Source organism: Streptomyces sp. AC512_CC834, assembly GCF_019049325.1.
Taxonomy (GTDB): Bacteria; Actinomycetota; Actinomycetes; order Streptomycetales; family Streptomycetaceae; genus Streptomyces.
This window is the reverse complement of the sequence record NZ_JAGMUO010000006.1, coordinates 1-16,233: the sequence shown is the minus strand read 5'-3', so window position 1 is coordinate 16,233 and position 16,233 is coordinate 1. Positions and strand designations below refer to the sequence as shown.

Below are 16,233 nucleotides of genomic sequence, written 5' to 3'. Positions count from 1 at the left end.
CGCGCCCGGGCAGCGGGCGAAGACCGCGTCCGCGGACGGCTCAGGCGTCCCCGGCGCCGATGAGTTCGCGGACCTCGCGCCCCATCTGCTGGTGGATCGCCTTGAGTTCGCCACCCAGCAGGAGCCGGCGCAACTCGCCGCACCGCACCGTGCCGACGGCCGTACGGCGTATCGTCCCGGAGCGCACGAGAACCACTGCGCCCGGGGTGAGCTGGAACTCCGCGGCCAGGTGTGCGCGCACCGCGCCGACGAGAGCGGGGAGATCCACGTCGTAGTGATTCCGTCCGCGCAGCTCCAGGACCACCACGACATGCTCCCGCTCGGCACCGACGCCGAAGGCCGCGCCCGCCCCGATCAGATCGCTGACCTGGCGTACGGAACGCTCCAGATCACCGGCGGACAGCCGGCGGCCGGCCAGCACGACGGCGTCCTCGAGCCGCCCCGTCACGTACAGACGCCCGCCGGACAGCGCGCCGAGGTCCCCGGTGCGCAGGAAACCGTGCGCACCGTCGGCGGTCCGGGCCTCGAAGGTCTCGCTGGTCTCCCGGGGGCGGTTCCAGTAGCCGTGCGCGACGGCCGGCCCCCGAAGCCAGATCTCCCCGCACCGTCCGTCCGGCACAACCTCCAGGCTCACCGGATCGACGATGCGCAGTTCCACACCGACCGGCGGGCCGCAGTCCGCAAGGGTGCGGGCCGGACGGCCGAGGACCGGATCCCGCAGCTCGCGGCGTTCCAGTGCCGCCACGTCCACGGCGCGGTGGGCCGCCGCCCCGGCACCCGGTCCGAAACCGGACACCAGCACGGGCACCTCGGCCGGTCCGTAGCAGGTCCTGAACGCGTCGGGCCGAAAACCCGCGGGAGCGAACCGATCGGCAAAGGCCCGCTGGACCTCGGGCCGAACCGGACCCGGCACGCTCACGGCACTCTCCCAGCCCGACAGGTCCAGCCCGGCCAGTTCCCGGTCACCGACCCGGCGCACACACAGGTCGTAGGCCCAGCCGGGAGCTGCGCTCACTCGCAGCCGGTTGGCCGAGACGGCTTCCAGCCAGGCCGCCGGCCGGCGGTCGAACAGGCCCGGACTCACAAGGACGCAGGTGCCGGCGAGCCAGAGCGGGTGCAGAAGCTGTCCGAACAGGCCCATGCCGTGATGGATCGGCAGCCAGCCGCCGATCCGGTCGCCCGTCCGGGTGCCCAGCACCCGGACGGCAGGGTGCTGGGCGGCCAGCAGGTTCCCGTGGGTCATGACCACACCACGGGGCTTTCGCGCAGAACCGGACGTGTACTGCACCAACGCCGGCTGCTCGGCGTCCGACACCGGCGTGTACAGCCCCCCGCCGTCGGGCACCGACTCCACCGCCAGGCAGCTGATCCGATCGTAGCCGTGCCGGGCCAGCAGCACGGAGACATCCGGAGCCGTCGCGATGTCCGTGAGGACGACACCGGCCGACGTGTCCCTGGCGACACCGAGCACGCGGTCTGCTTGATGCCGGCTCGCGCCCGGCACGGCGACGGGCACCGCGACGGCGCCCGCGTACAGGCAGGCCAGCACGCTCACCGCGAAGAGCCGGGGACAGGACTGCAGCACCAGCACGCGCTGACCGACCGGGCCGCGCTCCCGCAGCCAGCCGGCCAGCGTGGCGGCACCGCGGTCGAGCTCGCCGTAGGTCACACGCTCGACCGGCGCGTTCGCACCGCTCCCGCTCCCGCTCCCGCCCACGGACACCAGCGCCTGGTGGCCAGGAGCCGTCACGGCCCACTCACGGATCGTCTCGACATACGGACGGTCGTTCCTCAACGTTCCCCCTGGAAGGCAACCGAGCCCCAAGGAAGCGGCTTTCGGGCTCCTCACGCGCCTGCTGGTCTCCTGCGGTGATCGTGCGGCCGAGGATCACTCCACGAACTGCTTGGCCCTGAGCAGGGTCGCGGAGCTGTTGGCGTCGAGGGACCGACGGACCATGGCACGGGCCTCGGCCAGCCTCGTACTGGGTCCCAGCACCCGGCGCACGCCATCCGGGTCGAGCACGACCGTGTGCCAGGAGGTGGCACGCACCACGGGTGCGCCCGAGTCGTCCAGGACGGATTCCACGAGCCACCGCCCCGTGTGGCCCGTCATCACCGGCGGCGGTGCCGTCTGCTTGTACACGATCAGCCCCCGGTCGGGAAAGCAGAGCCGGACCGAGGACGTCGTGTGCACGGAACCGTCCGGACCGTAGGTGTCCATGGTCATGTGCTGCACGCCCGGCTCCTCCTCGCGCAGATCGAGCCGGGCGACGTGCGGAAGACGGCTCGGCCACGACTCGGCCCGGGCCAGGAAGTCGAACACCTCCCGCGGACTGCCGTCGATGTCCCGGTGGGTACTGAAGCCGAACCTCAACTGCGCGAACTGCGCGAGCCGTTCCGCCGTGGTCTTCAACGCGCCCAATTCCGCGGCGCTGTTGGTGTCCAGGGCCGTCTCGATCAGACGCAGCGCCTCGGGGTCGTCGCCGATGGCCCGGTAGTCGTGCAGCAGTGTCACCCGGCAGCCGTCCGCCGTTTCCCCGATCCGCCACACGCCGCCCATCGACGCCACTGGCGGGGCGGACACCACCTGACGAAACGTCACCGTGCGGGCCGACGGGTCGAGGGATCTGCGGGAGGTCCAGTCGCGCACCCGGCCGTTCGCGAACGCCCAGATCCGCAGCACCTGGTGCTGCTCGGTCTCCTCCAGCACCTCGGTGTGGACCGTCGGACCGAAGACGTCGGGCCAGCGCTGGGCGTCGGCGACAAGATCGTAGACATCCGCGGCAGGCGCCGCGACATTGACGCTGTGCTCCGCGACATGGGTCGTTGCCGCGCTGCTTTGCACCACAGGACATTCCTCTCGGCAGGGCCGCCGCAGCGGCGTCTTGCAGGGGCGGGATCGAGCGGGCGCGCCGCAGTGGAGGTCAGCTGGCGGCCCAGGCCGGACGATCGAGGATGTCGACGACCGCGCAGCCCCAGCTGTAGCCCGCGCCCACCGACATCAGGACACAGCGGTCACCGGGTACCGCCAGACCGGACACGACGAGGTGGTCCAGGCTCGCGAACTGGTCGCCGGCGCCCAGATGGCCGACGGTCCGGCTCCAGTCCCACGTGGTGCACCCCGGATCGATACCGAACGGCTGGTAGTAGATGGACCGGAGCCGACGGCGGCCGAAGTGCGGAAGGATCACCCACGCGGCGTCGGCGAGTTCCATACCGGCGTCCGCCAGAGCCTCCTTGACAACGCTGTACTGTCCCGCGCTGCTGCGGGCGACGGCGTACGAGATACCCATGCGCTCGACGAAGGAGCGCTTGGCCGCGTCGAAGTCGACGGGCATGCCGTGGGTGAACGGCGCCGGTGAGAAGGGAGTGTCGCCGCGGTGCAGGGACTCGAGTTCGGAGTCGGCGAACAGGGCGAGGGAGGACACCGCCGCGAACCCGCCGCGCGCCGAGAGCACAAGTGCGGTACCTCCGTCGGCATACGGTGTGCCGGGGTCGGTGCGCCAACGGTCGATGCCGGGTGCACAGAACCGGTCGGCGGTGGTCAGCAGCGCCTCACCGCGGCCGGTTGCGGCCTTCAGATACGCGGCGGCCAGATCGAGCGCGGTCAGTCCGCCGTTGGACATCTGCCGGATCTCCAGAGCGGGGCAGGTGTTGCGGAGCGTCTCACGCTGGATGTAGGACGCCACCGGCCACAGATCCTGGCCCTGGTGGTAGGTGTCGGCGTGGAGGATCAGGCCGATGTCGTCCGCCTGCGCCTCGGCGCGGTCGAGGGCGCTGCGGGCGGCCGCGACCGCCATCTCAGCCGCCGACTCGCCGGGCGAGTGCGCCACCGAGACGACGCCCGTGGTCTCGGCGGTCCGGGGCGGACACTCACCCGCGGCGACCGCGTCGCTCACCCGAAGCCGGGCCGGGAGCCGGACGCCGGTGGCCCGTATGTAGATGCCTTCCACACGCATGGTCATCCCGTCCTGGGGTTCGTTGCGTCAGTGCGCCGCGGCGGCCGACTCCTGGCGGGAGGCCCGCACCCCACCGCCCGGGCGGCCGACCGGCGTCAGCACGTACCGCACCGCGTCCAGCAGTGCGTGAAAGAAGGCGGCATCGGTGTCACCGCCCACCCCCACGGTGTTCAGCCGGGCGCGGCCGTCCGTGAAGGAGGCCAGCACCCGGGCCGTCGCCCGGCCGCCGGACCCGCCCGCCGGAAGCCGCACCTGGTACTCCGCAAGCCGCAGCCGCCGCAGCCGTGGGAACCACGGGTCGAGTGCCTGGTGCACGGCCCGGTCGAGGGCGTCGACCGGACTGTCGCCCGAGCCGTCGCCCTCGGCCTGCACGCCGTTCACCCGCAGCCGGACCGAGGCGCTGGACCGCGGCAGGTTGCCGCAATCGGCCCGCGTCTCGACGCGCCGCAGCAGGACGTCGACGGACGGCACGCCGTGGTTCGCGGACAGCTCCCCGCGCAGCAGCAACTCGAAGGACGCGTCCGCGGATTCGAAGCTGTGGCCGCGGTGCTCCAGCTCCTTCACCTTTGTGGCCAGGCGCGCGACCGCCTCCGGTGCGGTGGCGACGTCGTAGCCCAGTTCCCGGGCCTTGAGCAGCACCGACGACCGGCCGCCCATGTCCGACACCAGGGTGCGCATGGCGTTGCCGACGTCAGCGGGGTCGATGTGCTGGTACAGGTCGCTGTCCACCCGCAGCGCGGAGGCGTGCAGGCCGCCCTTGTGGGTGAAGGCCGACCTTCCCACGTACGGGGCACCGGCGGCCGGGGAGCGTCCCGTGATCTCGGCGACGGCGCGGCCCACGGCGGCCAGGTCGTCCAGTCGGCCGGGCGGCAGCGCCGGTACGCCGCACTTGAGGATCAGGTTCGCGGCGAGTGTGAGGAGATTGGCGTTGCCGCACCGCTCGCCATAGCCGTGCACCGTTCCCTGGACATGGCGGGCCCCGGAAGCCACCGCCGCCATCGTGTTGGCGACCGCGCACCCGCAGTCGTCGTGGCAGTGGATGCCGAGCGGCACACCCGTGCTCCGGAGCGTGTCTGCCACCACCTCGCCCACCTCGTCCGGCAGCGAACCGCCATTGGTGTCGCACAGCACGACGGTCTCGGCCCCGGCCTCCGCGGCGGTGCGCACCACTTCCAGGGCGTAGTCGCGGTTGGCCCGGTGGCCGTCGAAGAAGTGCTCCGCGTCGAGGAAGACCCTGCGGCCGGCGTGGACCAGGTGCCGCACGGTGCTGCCGATCGCCGCGAGGTTCTCGGCCAGCGTTGTGCGCAGGGCCAGTTCCACATGCCGGGGATGGCTCTTGGCCACCAGGGTCACCACCTCGGTTCCGGCTGTCAGCAGCGCCCGCACCTGCGGATCGGCGGAGGCCGACGTCCCGGGTCTGCGGGTGGCACCGAACGCCACCAGCACGGCGTTGGCCAGGGACAACTCGGTGGCCGCGCGGCGGAAGAACTCCGTGTCCTTGGGTACGGCTCCCGGCCAGCCGCCTTCGACGAACCCCACACCCAGCCTGTCCAGGCAACGCGCCACGGCGAGCTTGTCGTCCACCGACAGCACGAGACCCTCCTGCTGCGTACCGTCCCGCAGGGTCGTGTCGTAGAACTGGAAGTCGTCCTGCGTTCCCATCTGCCCGTCCTCCGCTGGTGGTTGGGTACCGGGTCGTCGTGTCGGCCGTGCCGGGAAGCGTGCGGCCGGGTGCTCGCGTCGCGCTCAAGAGCGGCTGGGCGCCGCCCGCCCCCCGCCGTTCGGGGGTTCGCAGCCGGCGCGGGCGGCACCGGACGACAGCAGCCGTTCGATCTCCCGTCCCGAACACCCGGACTCGGCCAGGACCTCGCGTGTGTGCCGGCCGACGACCGGGGCCGGCCCGGGCCGGAGCGGCTCGGCACCGTCGTACCGCGGCGCGGGAGCGGGGTGCAGGGAGCCACCGTCGCGCAGAAACGTGCCACGGGCGCGCAGATGCGGATGACTGGCCGCCTCCTCAGGGTTCAGCACCGGGGTCACACACGCGTCGGTGCCTGCGAAGGCGGCCGCCCACTCGTCGCGGGTACGCCGGGCGAAGCGCTCCGCGAACGCCGACCGCAGCACCTCCCAGTTGTCGGGCTCCCACCGGTCCGGCAAGCGGTCCGGGTCCAGTTCCAGACCCCGTACGAGGGCCGAGAAGAACCGGTCCTCGAGGGCTCCCACGGCGACGTACCTCCCGTCGCGACAGGCGTACACGCAGTAGAACGGTGCCCCGCCGTCGAGCAGGTTGCCGCCCCTGCCGGACGGCCACTGTCCGCTGCCCGACATGTCCAGCAGCATGCTCATCAGCAGTGCCGTGCCGTCCACGATCGCCGCGTCCACCACCCGGCCCCTGCCTGTCCGCCGCTGCTCCAGCACGGCCGCGAGGATGCCGCCGAAGAGCAGCATGCCGCCCCCTGCGAAGTCGCCCAGCAGGTTGAGCGGCGGAACGGGCGGTCCGCCAAACGGGCCGATGGCGTCCAGGACGCCGGTCAGCGCGATGTAGTTGATGTCGTGCCCCGGAGCCTGCGCCAGGGGACCCTGCTGCCCCCACCCGGTCATCCGGGCATACACCAGGGATGCATTGCGTTCGTGGCACTGGCGCGGTCCGACACCGAGACGTTCGGCCACTCCCGGGCGGAACCCCTCGACGAGGACGTCGCACTGCTGCACCAGTCGCAGCACGACGCGCACCGCGTCGGGATGTTTCAGATCGAGCGCCACCGAGCGGCGCCCGCGGTCCAGCACCCGGTGCCACTCGGCGAAGGGACGCACGCCGTCGGCCCGTTCGACCCGGATCGTCTCGGCCCCCAGATCCGCCAGCAGCATGCAGGCGAAGGGCGCCGGGCCGATACCGGCCAGCTCGAGCACGCGCAGCCCGAACAGCGGTTTCGTCCCGGAGCCCTCCGCCGATCTCGCGGGTGAGCAACCACCGAATGCTGACATCACAGGCTCCGTCGGTCGGTGACACCGTCACGGTTCAGCCTCTGTCACACCGGTCAAGAGCGGCTCGAATGCGACAAGGCCCCGTGCGAGCAGTCCACTCGAGGTCCAGAGGGGCACAACCGCCGTCGCCCACGCTGGCCGTCCGTCTCCGGCCGACGGCCCAAGAGTGAGTCGCCGGTCCGCTCTCAACGACCGCTTCGAGGAGCAAACCATGCCGGGCCGAACCTTCGAGGGCCGTACCGTCGTCGTCACCGGCGGTGGCACGGGCCTGGGCCGTGCCACCGCACTGGCCTTCGCCGCGCAGGGCGCCACCACCGTGATCGTCAGTGGCCGTCGCAAGGAGCGTCTGGACCAGGTGGCGGCCGAACACCCGGCCGTTGTACCCGTGGTCGCCGACGTGACCAGCGAAGCGGGAGCACAGGCCCTGGCCGACGAAGTACGGGGCCGCGGCGGCGTGCTGGACGTCCTGGTGCACAACGCCGGTGTCTTCCGCTTCACACCGCTCGCCGGGCTCGGACCGGACACGGTCAGGGAAGTGCTGGACACCAACCTCCTGGGTCCACTGCTCGTCACCGGACACCTGCTGCCGTACCTGGCCCCGCAGCGCGGCAGCATCGTCCTGGTCTCCAGCCGGGCCGGTCACAACCCCGGGCCGGGAAGCTCGGCGTACGCGGCGAGCAAGGCGGGGGTGCACAGCCTGACCCGCAGCTGGGCGGCGGAGCTAGCCACCCACGGAATCCGGGTCAACGCGGTGGCCCCCGGCTTCGTGCGCACCGAGGCGTACGAGGCCAACGGCATGGCACCGCGGCAGGTGGCCGCGTTGTTCGACGCGGTCACCGCCGGCATTCCGCTGGGCAGGGTGGCGGACGTCGACGACATCACCCCGTGGATCACACGGCTCGCCGACCCGGCGGCGTCGTTGGTGACCGGTCAGGTCATCACGGTCGACGGCGGTATGGACACGGGCGCGGAGCAGGCCGGCCAGGACCGCTGAGGCGCGAACGCGCCGAGCCCTGTGCGCGGTTCGGCCGGGCGCGCCCCCCCATTGCGGACATTGCCCGGCCTAAATGGCTCCTAGCGTGGCTCACGAGGTTTCCACACCATGGTGAGCAGGGGGAAAGCCGATGAGGTTCACGTCCCGTTCCGCGGCAGTCGAAGCGGCCGTTCCGAAACCGACGGCTGCCGGGACACACAGGTCGGCCATGGCGGTGGTCATGGCGGCGAGCCTCATGGACCTGGTCGACCTCACGATGGTCAACGTCGCCCTTCCCAGCATCCGGACCGACATCGGCGTGCGCTACGGCCTGCTCCCCTGGATCACCGGTGGTTACGCCCTTGCGTTTGCCGTCGTCCTCGTGCCCGGCACCCGGCTGGGAGGCGTTCACGGCCGGCGGCGGGTGTTCCTCGTCGGCCTTGGAGCCTTCACCATCGCCTCCGCCCTCGGCGGGCTGGCACCGAGCCCCGAAGCGCTGGTGGCCGCGCGGGTGGCGCAGGGTGCGGCGGCGGCACTCATGGTTCCGCAGGTGCCGTTCATCATTGACGCCGTGTCACCCGCCGACGGTCAGGGCAGGGCGGTGGCCCTGTTCGGCGCGGTGATCGGGCTGGGTTCGGTGGCCGGCCCGCTGGTCGGCGCCGCTCTCCTTCAGGGCGACCTGTTCGGCCTCGGCTGGCGTTCGGTGTTCCTGGTCAACATGCCGATCGGGATGGTGGGTCTGATACTCGGACGCCGGTGCATCACCGAAGGCCGGGACCGTCTGACGACTGGCCCCGTCCGCCACGAGCGGGCCGGGAGCCGCCGACGTGGGGGCCCGCTGATGGTGACGTCTCTCTTCACCATCCGGACCTACGCCGTCGGTGTCGGCGTCGAACTCCTCTACGGCGCCCTGGGCGGCATCTACTTCCTCGCCTGGTGCTTCCACATGCAGGCCGGGCTCGGCTGGTCCCCGCTGCGAGCCGCCTGGTGCATGCTGCTCTTCGGTGTGGCAGTGGCCGTCTTCGCCGGACTCTCGCGAGACGTGCTGTTCCCGAGGTACGGGCGCACAGTGCTTCAGGCCGGAGCGCTCACCCAGTTGACCGGGGTCCTGGTGTACGGCTGGCAGACGCAGCACTACGGCACCGACATCCAGCCCTGGCAGATCCTGCCGACGCTGGTCCTGCTCGGCGGCGGCATGGGACTGGCGGTGGCACCGCTGTCGACGGTGTTGCTTGCCGAGGTGCCCCCAAAGCAGCTGCGCCTGGCGGCAGGGCTCGGCAACACGACTTACCAGCTGGGGGCGGCGCTGGGGATAGGCCTGGTTCCGGTGGCCTTCCTCGGGCTGCTGGATGCCGGCCGTCCGGCCCCCGTGGCCTTCTCCCACACCCTGCGATGGTTGGCCTGCCTGCTGGTGACGGCCTTCCTGCTCACGTTCGCGCTGCCCCGGTTCCCCGGGCGCTCCCCGTCGAAGCAGTCACGGACAGGCGCGGTGGCGGACGGTACATCCACCGCCGTCTGAGCCGACGGCGCTCTCCCGCAGACCACCACGGAAGGAAAACGATGAGTACGCACAACGCTTTGGAGATACCGAGGACGGCCCGCGAGGTCCGGCTCACCGAACAGCTGGAGGGGGAGCTGACGCTCGACCACTTCGGCATCGTGCAGACGCCGGTCCCGCAGCCGAACGTGGGGGAGGTGCTCGTGCGCACCGACTACCTGTCCCTGGCGGCTGCCTACGCGGACCTCATGCGCCCCGGCTGCCAGCTGCCGGTCCCGCCCTTCCTGGCGGGCGAACGCCTCGGCGGCGGTGCGGTGGGCACCGTGGTGCGGTCCGCCAGCGACAAACTGGCCGTCGGCGACCTGGTGCACTCCATGAGCGGCTGGTCGGAGTACTCGGCAGGTCCCGCCGAAACGTACGCCAAGCTCCCGGCAGGCCTCTTCCCGAGCCCCGCGTACTTCCTCAGCCAGGGCCCCACCGCCTACTACGGGATGGCCGACATCGCCCGGGCGGGCGAGGGGGACGTCGTCTTCGTCTCCGGCGCCGCGGGCGGCGTCGGGTCCCTCGCGGGGCAGATCGCCAGGTGCCGGGGAGCCGCTCGGGTGATCGGCAGTACCGGCAGCAAGGAGAAGATCGACTACCTGGTCGACGAACTCGGCTACGACGCCGCCTTCGACTACCACGACGGACCCGTCGTCGAACGGCTGCGAGAACTCGCCCCCAACGGGATCAACGTGTTCTTCGACAACGTCGGCGGCGAGCAGTTCGAGGCAGCGGTCCAGACGGCGGCCCCGCACGCGCGTTTCGCCCTGTGCGGGGCGCTGGCGGGCCAGATAGGCGGCGGCCGGGCCGCTCACCCGAGGCTCGACCTCATGCGGGCCATCACCCGGCATCTGGAGATCAGGCCGTTCGCCTGCTATCACACGCCCGAGCAGGTCAGTGCCTGGTACGAACACTTCGCGCAGTGGCACGGCGAGGGCCGTTTCGTCTTCCCGCACACCACGCTCGATGGCGGCCTCGCTCGAGCCCCCGAGGGGATGCTGGCGCTGCTGAACGGGCGTTACCGGGGCAACGTCGCCGTACGGATCACGTCCGGCTGACGGCGAAGGCGGGGTCGTGGTGGCGGGCACCGTCCGGCGCCCGCCACCACCACCCCGCCCGCCGTCAGGACTCGACGCGCGTCGCGTGGATCTCCACCGGTACGGTCCGGGCCAGTCGGCCGTCGGCGTCGTAGACCCGGGACGTCCCCCGGCTGGTGAAGGACCGGCCCTGCTGACTCGCGTGCTGCTCGATGTCCACCCAGCCCGCACAGGCTCCACGGTCGTCGACGACCGGCTCCGTGATACGGAACAGGAAGCCCCCCGGCCCGAGCGAGGACCAGCGCCCGGCACCGACTCCGCCGGCGGTGAGCAGCGCGTGCCCCCGGGCCGTGAAACGGAACGAGCCGATCGAGTCGCCGCCGGGCCGGCTCACCCGAGCCGTCCAGGTGCCGACCGGACTCGCCGGGCCGCCCTGTGGCTGCTCTCCCCCCATTGCCGCGGACACCGGCACGGCTACCCGCGACCGGCCGGCCCGGCGAAACCGAACCGGACCGGCAGGCGTTGCAGCCCCCGCAACTGGAACGTGGGGGGCTTCCATGTGAGGTCCTCGTACGGCACCGCGAGCGCCAGTTGCGGGCACCGCTCCAGCAGCGCGCGCAGGGCGATACCGCTCTCCATCCGGGCCAGCGGCGCACCGACGCAGTGATGGACACCGTGCCCGAAAGCGAGGTGCGCGCGGATCTCGCGCAGCTCCCTGCCCAGATCGAACCTGTCCGCCTCCGCGAACCGCCGCGCATCCCGCCCGGCGGCAGCCATGCCGATCAGGACCACCTCGCCCGCGGGGATCTCGGTGTCACCGATGAGCACCGGCTCGGTGGTGTAGCGGTACGCGGACACCTCCACCGGTCCGTCGAACCGCAGGACCTCCTCGACAGCCGTCTCCAGCAAGGACCAGTCGGCCCGCAGCGCGGCGAGCTGGCCGGGATTGCGCAACAGGGCGAGCGTTCCGCTGGAAATGACGTTCGCCGTGGACTCGTGCCCGCCGACCAGCAGCAGGAACGCCATGCCGAGGAGTTCCTCCGCGGACAGCCGGTCGCCGTCGTCGTGCACGGCACGTGCCATCGCGCCGAGCAGATCCTCGCCGCCCGCCTTGCGCTTGCTGTCCACCAGAGCGGACAGATAGGCGGTCATCGCCTCCTGCGCGGCGATTCCCCGTTCGAGGGTCGGCGGCGCCGACAGATCACTCGACCACAGGTGGAAGTCCGCGCGGTCACCCTCAGGGACGCCCAGCAGTTCGCAGATGACGGACAGGGGAAGCGGCAGCGCATAGGACTCGACCAGGTCCGCCTCGTGGGACGACAGCATGGTGTCCAGCAGTTCGTGGGCGATCCGCTCGACACGTGGGCGCATGGCCTGTACGCGGCGCAGCGTGAACTCGCGTGCGATGAACCTGCGCAGCCGGGTGTGGTCCGGTGGGTCGACCTGCATCAGGGTCTTGCCCACGACGTTGCGGCCCAGGTTCTCCCACGCCTTGAGATGGCGTATGTCGTTGCTCAGCCGCGGATCGGTGAAGGCGGCCCGTGCCAGCTCGTAGTCGGTGATCAGCCAGCAGTCACGTCCGTCCAGGACGCGGGCCCGGTGAACCGGACCCCGGTCGCGCAGGGCGGCGAAGAGCGGATAGGGGTCGGCGGTGAAACTCGGGTCCGATCCGGTGAGATCGGCGACCAGGGCCTCGGTCATGACGGCTCCAGAGAGTCGGGAGGTGATGGCCACTCAGGCGGCAGGCGCCCGGGCCCAAAACGTAGGCCGCGGCCCTCGACCTTCGCTCGTGCCCCAGCACATGAAGCGCGGGGATGGACGGCGGGCAGGGCATGCGGACGGCAGGCCCCGGTGATAATGAGTGGCATGCCGTTACTCTCCGAACGCGCGCTCAACCGGTCCCTGCTGGAACGCCAGTTGCTGCTCGACCGCGTGGCCTGGCCCGTGCCCAGGGTGGTCGAGCACCTGGTTGCGATGCAGGGGCAGGAGCCCGACGCACCGTACGTGGGCCTGTGGACGCGGATCGCCGGCTTCACGCACGACGCGTTGTCGTCGCAGCTGCACGAGCGCCGGATCGTGCGCGGCGCCCACTTGCGCACCACCCAGCACCTGGCGCTCGCGGAGGACTTCCGCTGGCTGCGTCCGCTGCTCCAGCCCCGCATGGACCGCGCTCCGCTGATGGGGCTGCGGCGCGAGATCGAAGGGCTCGACCTGGCCGAACTCGCGTCCGCCGGAAGGCGGTTGCTGAGGGACCGGGCCCTGACCCGACGGGAACTGGGCAGCGCGCTCGCCGAGCACTTCCCGGACCGCAAGGCCAACGCCCTGGCCGTGTCCGTGCATTTCCTCGTGCCGATGGTCCACCCCCCGCCGAGTGGGCTGTGGGGGAAGCGGGGATCGGTGCCGTGTGCACTCGCGGAGGACTGGATCGGGCAGCCGCTGCAGACGATGCCGCGGATCCAGACGATGATCACCAGGTACCTGGCCGCGTTCGGCCCGGCCGATGTGAAGGACATGCAGGCGTGGTCGGGGCTGAGCGGCCTGCGCGAGGTGGTGGATGAACTCCGGCCGCGCCTGCGGGTCCACCGCGACGAGGGCGGCAGGGAGCTGTTCGACGTGCCGGAGGCCCAAGAGCCCGGCGACCCGGACCGGCCGGCGCCGGTGCGCTTCCTGCCCGCGTTCGACAACCTCCTCCTCGGCCACGCGAACCGCAGCCGGGTGATCGCCGACGAGTACCGCAAGCTGGTTGCTCCCGGGCAGGCGAGGGTATTGCCCACCTTCCTCGTCGACGGCTTCGTGAGCGGCACATGGTCGGTCAAGGACGGCCGGCTGCTTCTCTCCCCGTTCCGCACCATGTCGAGGACCGACACGGCGGCCGTGTCGGAGGAGGCGTGGCGCCTGGCGCAGTTCGTGCTCCCGGACGCCGACCGGCGGGACGTCCGCCTCGAACCCGGCCCGGAGCGCGGCGTGTGACGGGAGGGCCGGGACGGCCTCCGGCCGTCCCGGCCCCCTTCCCCTCCCCCTCACACGGGTCGAGTCCGCTGCCGCCGGATGCCGAAGCCGGGACGGGCGACGCCGTCCGCAACCGGTCCGAACCCGCCCTCGGCCGGCGGCCGGCGTGTGATCATGCGGTCGGCCGACCGGTTCACCGACTCGGCCCCCACCGTGCGTGAGTCGCGGGAGCACAGGACCGAGAACCGTTCCTGCGCCGGTGAGCCGGAGACGACCGCACCCCAGGGTGCGACCGGGTGAGGGCCGCCCGGTCGCACCCTGGCACCGCACTGCTCCCCGGCATGGCCCGCTTTCACGGCGACCGGTTCGGCACCCATCACACCTGGGTCGTCGGAAGGTGCACGATCAACCCGTCGATGGCTTCCGAGACCGGCAGCTGGCAGCTGAGCCGGCTGGTGGGCCGGCGCTCGGCGGCCGTGCCGTACAGCACGTCGTCCTCCGCCTCGTGCATCTCGGGAAGCGGCAGCGTGTTGCCCTCGTCGATGTACACGTGGCACGTACCGCACTGGGCCGAGCCGCCGCACTGGGCCACGATGCCCTCGACGTTGTTCAGCTTCGCGCCCCGCATGACCGTGTTGGGAGCCGTCACCTCCAGCACGGTCTCCGTGCCGTCGGGATGCTTGTATGTGATCTTGGCCATGGTGCCCTCCTCGTGGCAGGCCGCGCGACCGGTGCAGTGGGTCACTGTGACGGCTCCCACTGGGAGGGCGGTCGAGAAGACCTCGAAGCCGCCGGGCCCGACCCGGCCGCCGCCGGCCCTCGACGGCCGGCAGCCGGGTGCGCGCACGAGGACCCAGCCGCCGCCGATCCGCCGGGGACCCGGCTGCTGCTCGGCCTCGGCATGGGCGTGGTGCTCAACGCCCAGACGGCGGCCGCCGCTTCCGGTCTCCCGCCCGAGCCTGCCGGGCCGGCCTGCGGGCGCAGAACACCACGCGGCACCTCGGCGGTGGGGCGGGGTCGGGCGGCCTTGGCCACCCTCGCCGCCCCCCGCCCGGCGGGGCGCACGGCACAGCGGCGGCCCCCGGGGATCCTGGCGTCCGCCTGCGGAGCGGCCCTCCTCGAAACGGCGGGCTGCGCCGGGCTCGGCTTCCCGGCGGTACTCGCCGTTCCCGCGCGGGCGGGCGTTTCGGCCGCTGCCGCGCAGCGGGACCCGGCCGGCCACGGTCCGACGCCGTTCCAGGAGGCTTCGAGGCGCATCCGCAACTCTGGACACCCTGATCCGAACGGAGGCATGAGGTGGCAACCATCTGGCCCGGCACCGACGCGGCTCACCTTCCGCGGGAGTTCCACACCCAGCGACCGCGCTGGACGGCAGAGCCCTTCGCCGGTCGGGAAGGCTTTCCCGGCACCGAGTACGCGACCATCGAGGTGCCCCGCGACTACGCGGAGCCGTCCGGGGAGCGCATCACGCTCGCCATCAGCCGGCTGCGCGCCGCCGACCCCGCACGGCGCCGCGGCATCCTCCTGGCCGTCAACGGAGGACCGGGCGGCGACGGGGGCCTCGGCAGGTTCCTGCCGGAGAAGTTCGCCGGGACCGCACTGCACCAGGTCTACGACCTGATCGGCTTCGATCCTCGGGGCACCGGTGCGTCGACGGGGCTCTACGCCGAGGTCACCACCCCGACCGCGCCGTTCGACTCGCGGCCCCCCGACTCGGCGTTCCGTCAACTCGCGGAGGACATGCGGCAGCGGGAACTGGCCTGCGGCCGGGCCGGGGGCGCCCTGCGCCCCCACATCAGCACCCGGAACACCGCACGGGACATGGACGTGATGCGCCAGGTGCTGGGCGAGACCCACCTCAGTTTCGTCGGCTACGCCTATGGCGCCTATGCCGGAGCCGTTTACGCGAGCATGTTCCCGGCACACCTGGACCGCAGCGTGCTCGACTCCTGTGTCGGGCCCCGATGGACCTGGCGCGAACAGTTCCTGTGGCAGGGCGACGCCGTGCACCGCAACGTGAACCAGTGGGCCCGGTGGACCGGACAGCGCCACACCGCCTTCGGCCTCGGCCGCGGGCGCGCACAGGTGCTCTCGGCCGTGGAGCGCGTTGCCGGCCTGCTGGAGAGCCAACCCGGTGGCGTTCGACTGCGCACGCTCTTCGACGGGGCGGTGGGGACCCGCTGCGCCGACCGCGGGCGCTGGGCGGAACTCGCTGAGGCCGTCGGCGCGCTGCTGGCCGCGGCGGCACCCGGCGGGGCGGGCCCCGAGGCCTGTGCGGAACTCCTGTCCGAGCAGGCCGTCTGGCGGGCTGCGGACGGCGAGGGCACCCGGCGCGTCGCCGTGTTGGAGGCCGTCACCCTCGAACACGAGTGGCCCGACGACCTGGAAGTCTACTACAACGACATGCGTGACTTCCGAAAACGCTTCCCCTACGGCTACGGAGTGCTGCGCGCCCAGCCCTGGGTCGGGGCGTTCCGAACGTTCCAGCCGGCCGAGCCGCCCACGCGCCTGCGCCCGGGCGGCTTTCCGACGGGCCTGGTCGTCCAGGCCGACGGGGACCCGATGGACCACTACGCCGGCGGCGTTGCGATGGCCGAACTGCTGGGCCACAGGCTGCTGACGGTCGAGGACTCCGGCGAGCACGAGATCTACGTACTCGGCGGCAATGCGCACGTCGACGCCGTCGTGCACCGCTATCTGGTGGATGGCCGGCTGCCCGCGGAGCACACCGTCTGCCGAGGTGTGTCGCTGCGCCCGGACATCCCCGCCGACACCGACTGAACCGTTGCGCGG

Annotated in this window: 13 protein-coding genes; 5 read left to right on the top strand and 8 right to left on the bottom strand. The window is 72.0% G+C overall.

The window, feature by feature from the left end; all coding sequences use genetic code 11:
* Positions 1–40: 40 nt before the first annotated feature.
* The 5 genes from KUM40_RS00125 to KUM40_RS00105 all read right to left on the bottom strand — a co-directional run bounded on the left by KUM40_RS00125 (position 41) and on the right by KUM40_RS00105 (position 6,941).
* Positions 41–1,795 carry an AMP-binding protein gene (locus tag KUM40_RS00125; protein WP_217161452.1) on the bottom strand — a complete coding sequence of 585 codons (1,755 nt, stop codon included), beginning with the start codon at positions 1,793–1,795 and terminating at the stop codon, positions 41–43.
* A gap of 93 nt (positions 1,796–1,888) precedes the next feature.
* Positions 1,889–2,848: an aromatase/cyclase gene (locus KUM40_RS00120; RefSeq protein ID WP_308401010.1), complete on the bottom strand. Its 960-nt coding sequence runs from the start codon at positions 2,846–2,848 to the stop codon at positions 1,889–1,891.
* A 76-nt stretch (positions 2,849–2,924) separates the two neighbouring features.
* Positions 2,925–3,965, bottom strand: a complete 1,041-nt coding sequence (locus tag KUM40_RS00115; protein WP_374227328.1) for a ketoacyl-ACP synthase III family protein — start codon at positions 3,963–3,965, stop codon at positions 2,925–2,927.
* Between the two features lie 21 nt (positions 3,966–3,986).
* Entirely contained in the window at positions 3,987–5,621 is a 1,635-nt protein-coding gene (cimA, locus tag KUM40_RS00110) for a citramalate synthase (RefSeq protein WP_217161450.1), read from the bottom strand.
* 84 nt (positions 5,622–5,705) lie between these two features.
* A complete protein-coding gene (locus KUM40_RS00105; RefSeq protein WP_217161448.1) occupies positions 5,706–6,941 on the bottom strand; it encodes a CaiB/BaiF CoA-transferase family protein in 1,236 nt (411 codons plus the stop codon).
* Positions 6,942–7,152: 211 nt separating this feature from the next.
* Between KUM40_RS00105 and KUM40_RS00100 the strand changes: the two genes are divergently transcribed.
* From KUM40_RS00100 to KUM40_RS00090, 3 genes are all read left to right on the top strand, one after another.
* Positions 7,153–7,935, top strand: coding sequence for an SDR family NAD(P)-dependent oxidoreductase (locus KUM40_RS00100; RefSeq protein ID WP_217161444.1), 783 nt, complete (start codon positions 7,153–7,155; stop codon positions 7,933–7,935).
* Positions 7,936–8,143: 208 nt separating this feature from the next.
* Positions 8,144–9,433, top strand: coding sequence for an MFS transporter (locus KUM40_RS00095; protein ID WP_217161442.1), 1,290 nt, complete (start codon positions 8,144–8,146; stop codon positions 9,431–9,433).
* A gap of 41 nt (positions 9,434–9,474) precedes the next feature.
* Positions 9,475–10,512 carry an NADP-dependent oxidoreductase gene (locus tag KUM40_RS00090; protein ID WP_217161440.1) on the top strand — a complete coding sequence of 346 codons (1,038 nt, stop codon included), beginning with the start codon at positions 9,475–9,477 and terminating at the stop codon, positions 10,510–10,512.
* A 64-nt stretch (positions 10,513–10,576) separates the two neighbouring features.
* Here the strand turns inward: KUM40_RS00090 and KUM40_RS00085 are convergent, their stop codons facing one another.
* Positions 10,577–10,885, bottom strand: a complete 309-nt coding sequence (locus KUM40_RS00085) for a hypothetical protein (protein WP_217161438.1) — start codon at positions 10,883–10,885, stop codon at positions 10,577–10,579.
* An 80-nt stretch (positions 10,886–10,965) separates the two neighbouring features.
* Complete coding sequence (locus KUM40_RS00080; protein WP_217161436.1) at positions 10,966–12,192, bottom strand: cytochrome P450; 1,227 nt, start codon at positions 12,190–12,192, stop codon at positions 10,966–10,968.
* 165 nt (positions 12,193–12,357) lie between these two features.
* On the opposite strand from KUM40_RS00080, the gene KUM40_RS00075 reads away from it, so the two are divergent.
* Positions 12,358–13,461 (top strand): winged helix DNA-binding domain-containing protein, encoded by a 1,104-nt coding sequence (locus tag KUM40_RS00075; protein ID WP_217161435.1) that lies wholly within the window; start codon positions 12,358–12,360, stop codon positions 13,459–13,461.
* A gap of 355 nt (positions 13,462–13,816) precedes the next feature.
* Here the strand turns inward: KUM40_RS00075 and KUM40_RS00070 are convergent, their stop codons facing one another.
* On the bottom strand, positions 13,817–14,140 hold the full coding sequence (locus KUM40_RS00070) for a 2Fe-2S iron-sulfur cluster-binding protein (RefSeq protein WP_161378564.1): 324 nt from the start codon (positions 14,138–14,140) through the stop codon (positions 13,817–13,819).
* 596 nt (positions 14,141–14,736) lie between these two features.
* On the opposite strand from KUM40_RS00070, the gene KUM40_RS00065 reads away from it, so the two are divergent.
* The gene (locus KUM40_RS00065; RefSeq protein WP_217161433.1) at positions 14,737–16,221 is read left to right on the top strand and encodes an alpha/beta fold hydrolase; all 1,485 of its coding nucleotides are present in this window, start codon (positions 14,737–14,739) and stop codon (positions 16,219–16,221) included.
* Positions 16,222–16,233 lie beyond the last annotated feature (12 nt).

Excerpts from the sequence above, each read along its gene's own strand:
- KUM40_RS00115 (WP_374227328.1), bottom strand. The coding sequence starts at position 3,965 with ATGACCATGCGTGTGGAAGGCATCTACATACGGGCCACCGGCGTCCGG.
- cimA (WP_217161450.1), bottom strand. The coding sequence starts at position 5,621 with ATGGGAACGCAGGACGACTTCCAGTTCTACGACACGACCCTGCGGGAC.
- KUM40_RS00105 (WP_217161448.1), bottom strand. The coding sequence starts at position 6,941 with ATGTCAGCATTCGGTGGTTGCTCACCCGCGAGATCGGCGGAGGGCTCC.
- KUM40_RS00100 (WP_217161444.1), top strand. The coding sequence starts at position 7,153 with ATGCCGGGCCGAACCTTCGAGGGCCGTACCGTCGTCGTCACCGGCGGT.
- KUM40_RS00095 (WP_217161442.1), top strand. The coding sequence starts at position 8,144 with ATGGCGGTGGTCATGGCGGCGAGCCTCATGGACCTGGTCGACCTCACG.
- KUM40_RS00090 (WP_217161440.1), top strand. The coding sequence starts at position 9,475 with ATGAGTACGCACAACGCTTTGGAGATACCGAGGACGGCCCGCGAGGTC.
- KUM40_RS00080 (WP_217161436.1), bottom strand. The coding sequence starts at position 12,192 with ATGACCGAGGCCCTGGTCGCCGATCTCACCGGATCGGACCCGAGTTTC.
- KUM40_RS00075 (WP_217161435.1), top strand. The coding sequence starts at position 12,358 with ATGCCGTTACTCTCCGAACGCGCGCTCAACCGGTCCCTGCTGGAACGC.
- KUM40_RS00070 (WP_161378564.1), bottom strand. The coding sequence starts at position 14,140 with ATGGCCAAGATCACATACAAGCATCCCGACGGCACGGAGACCGTGCTG.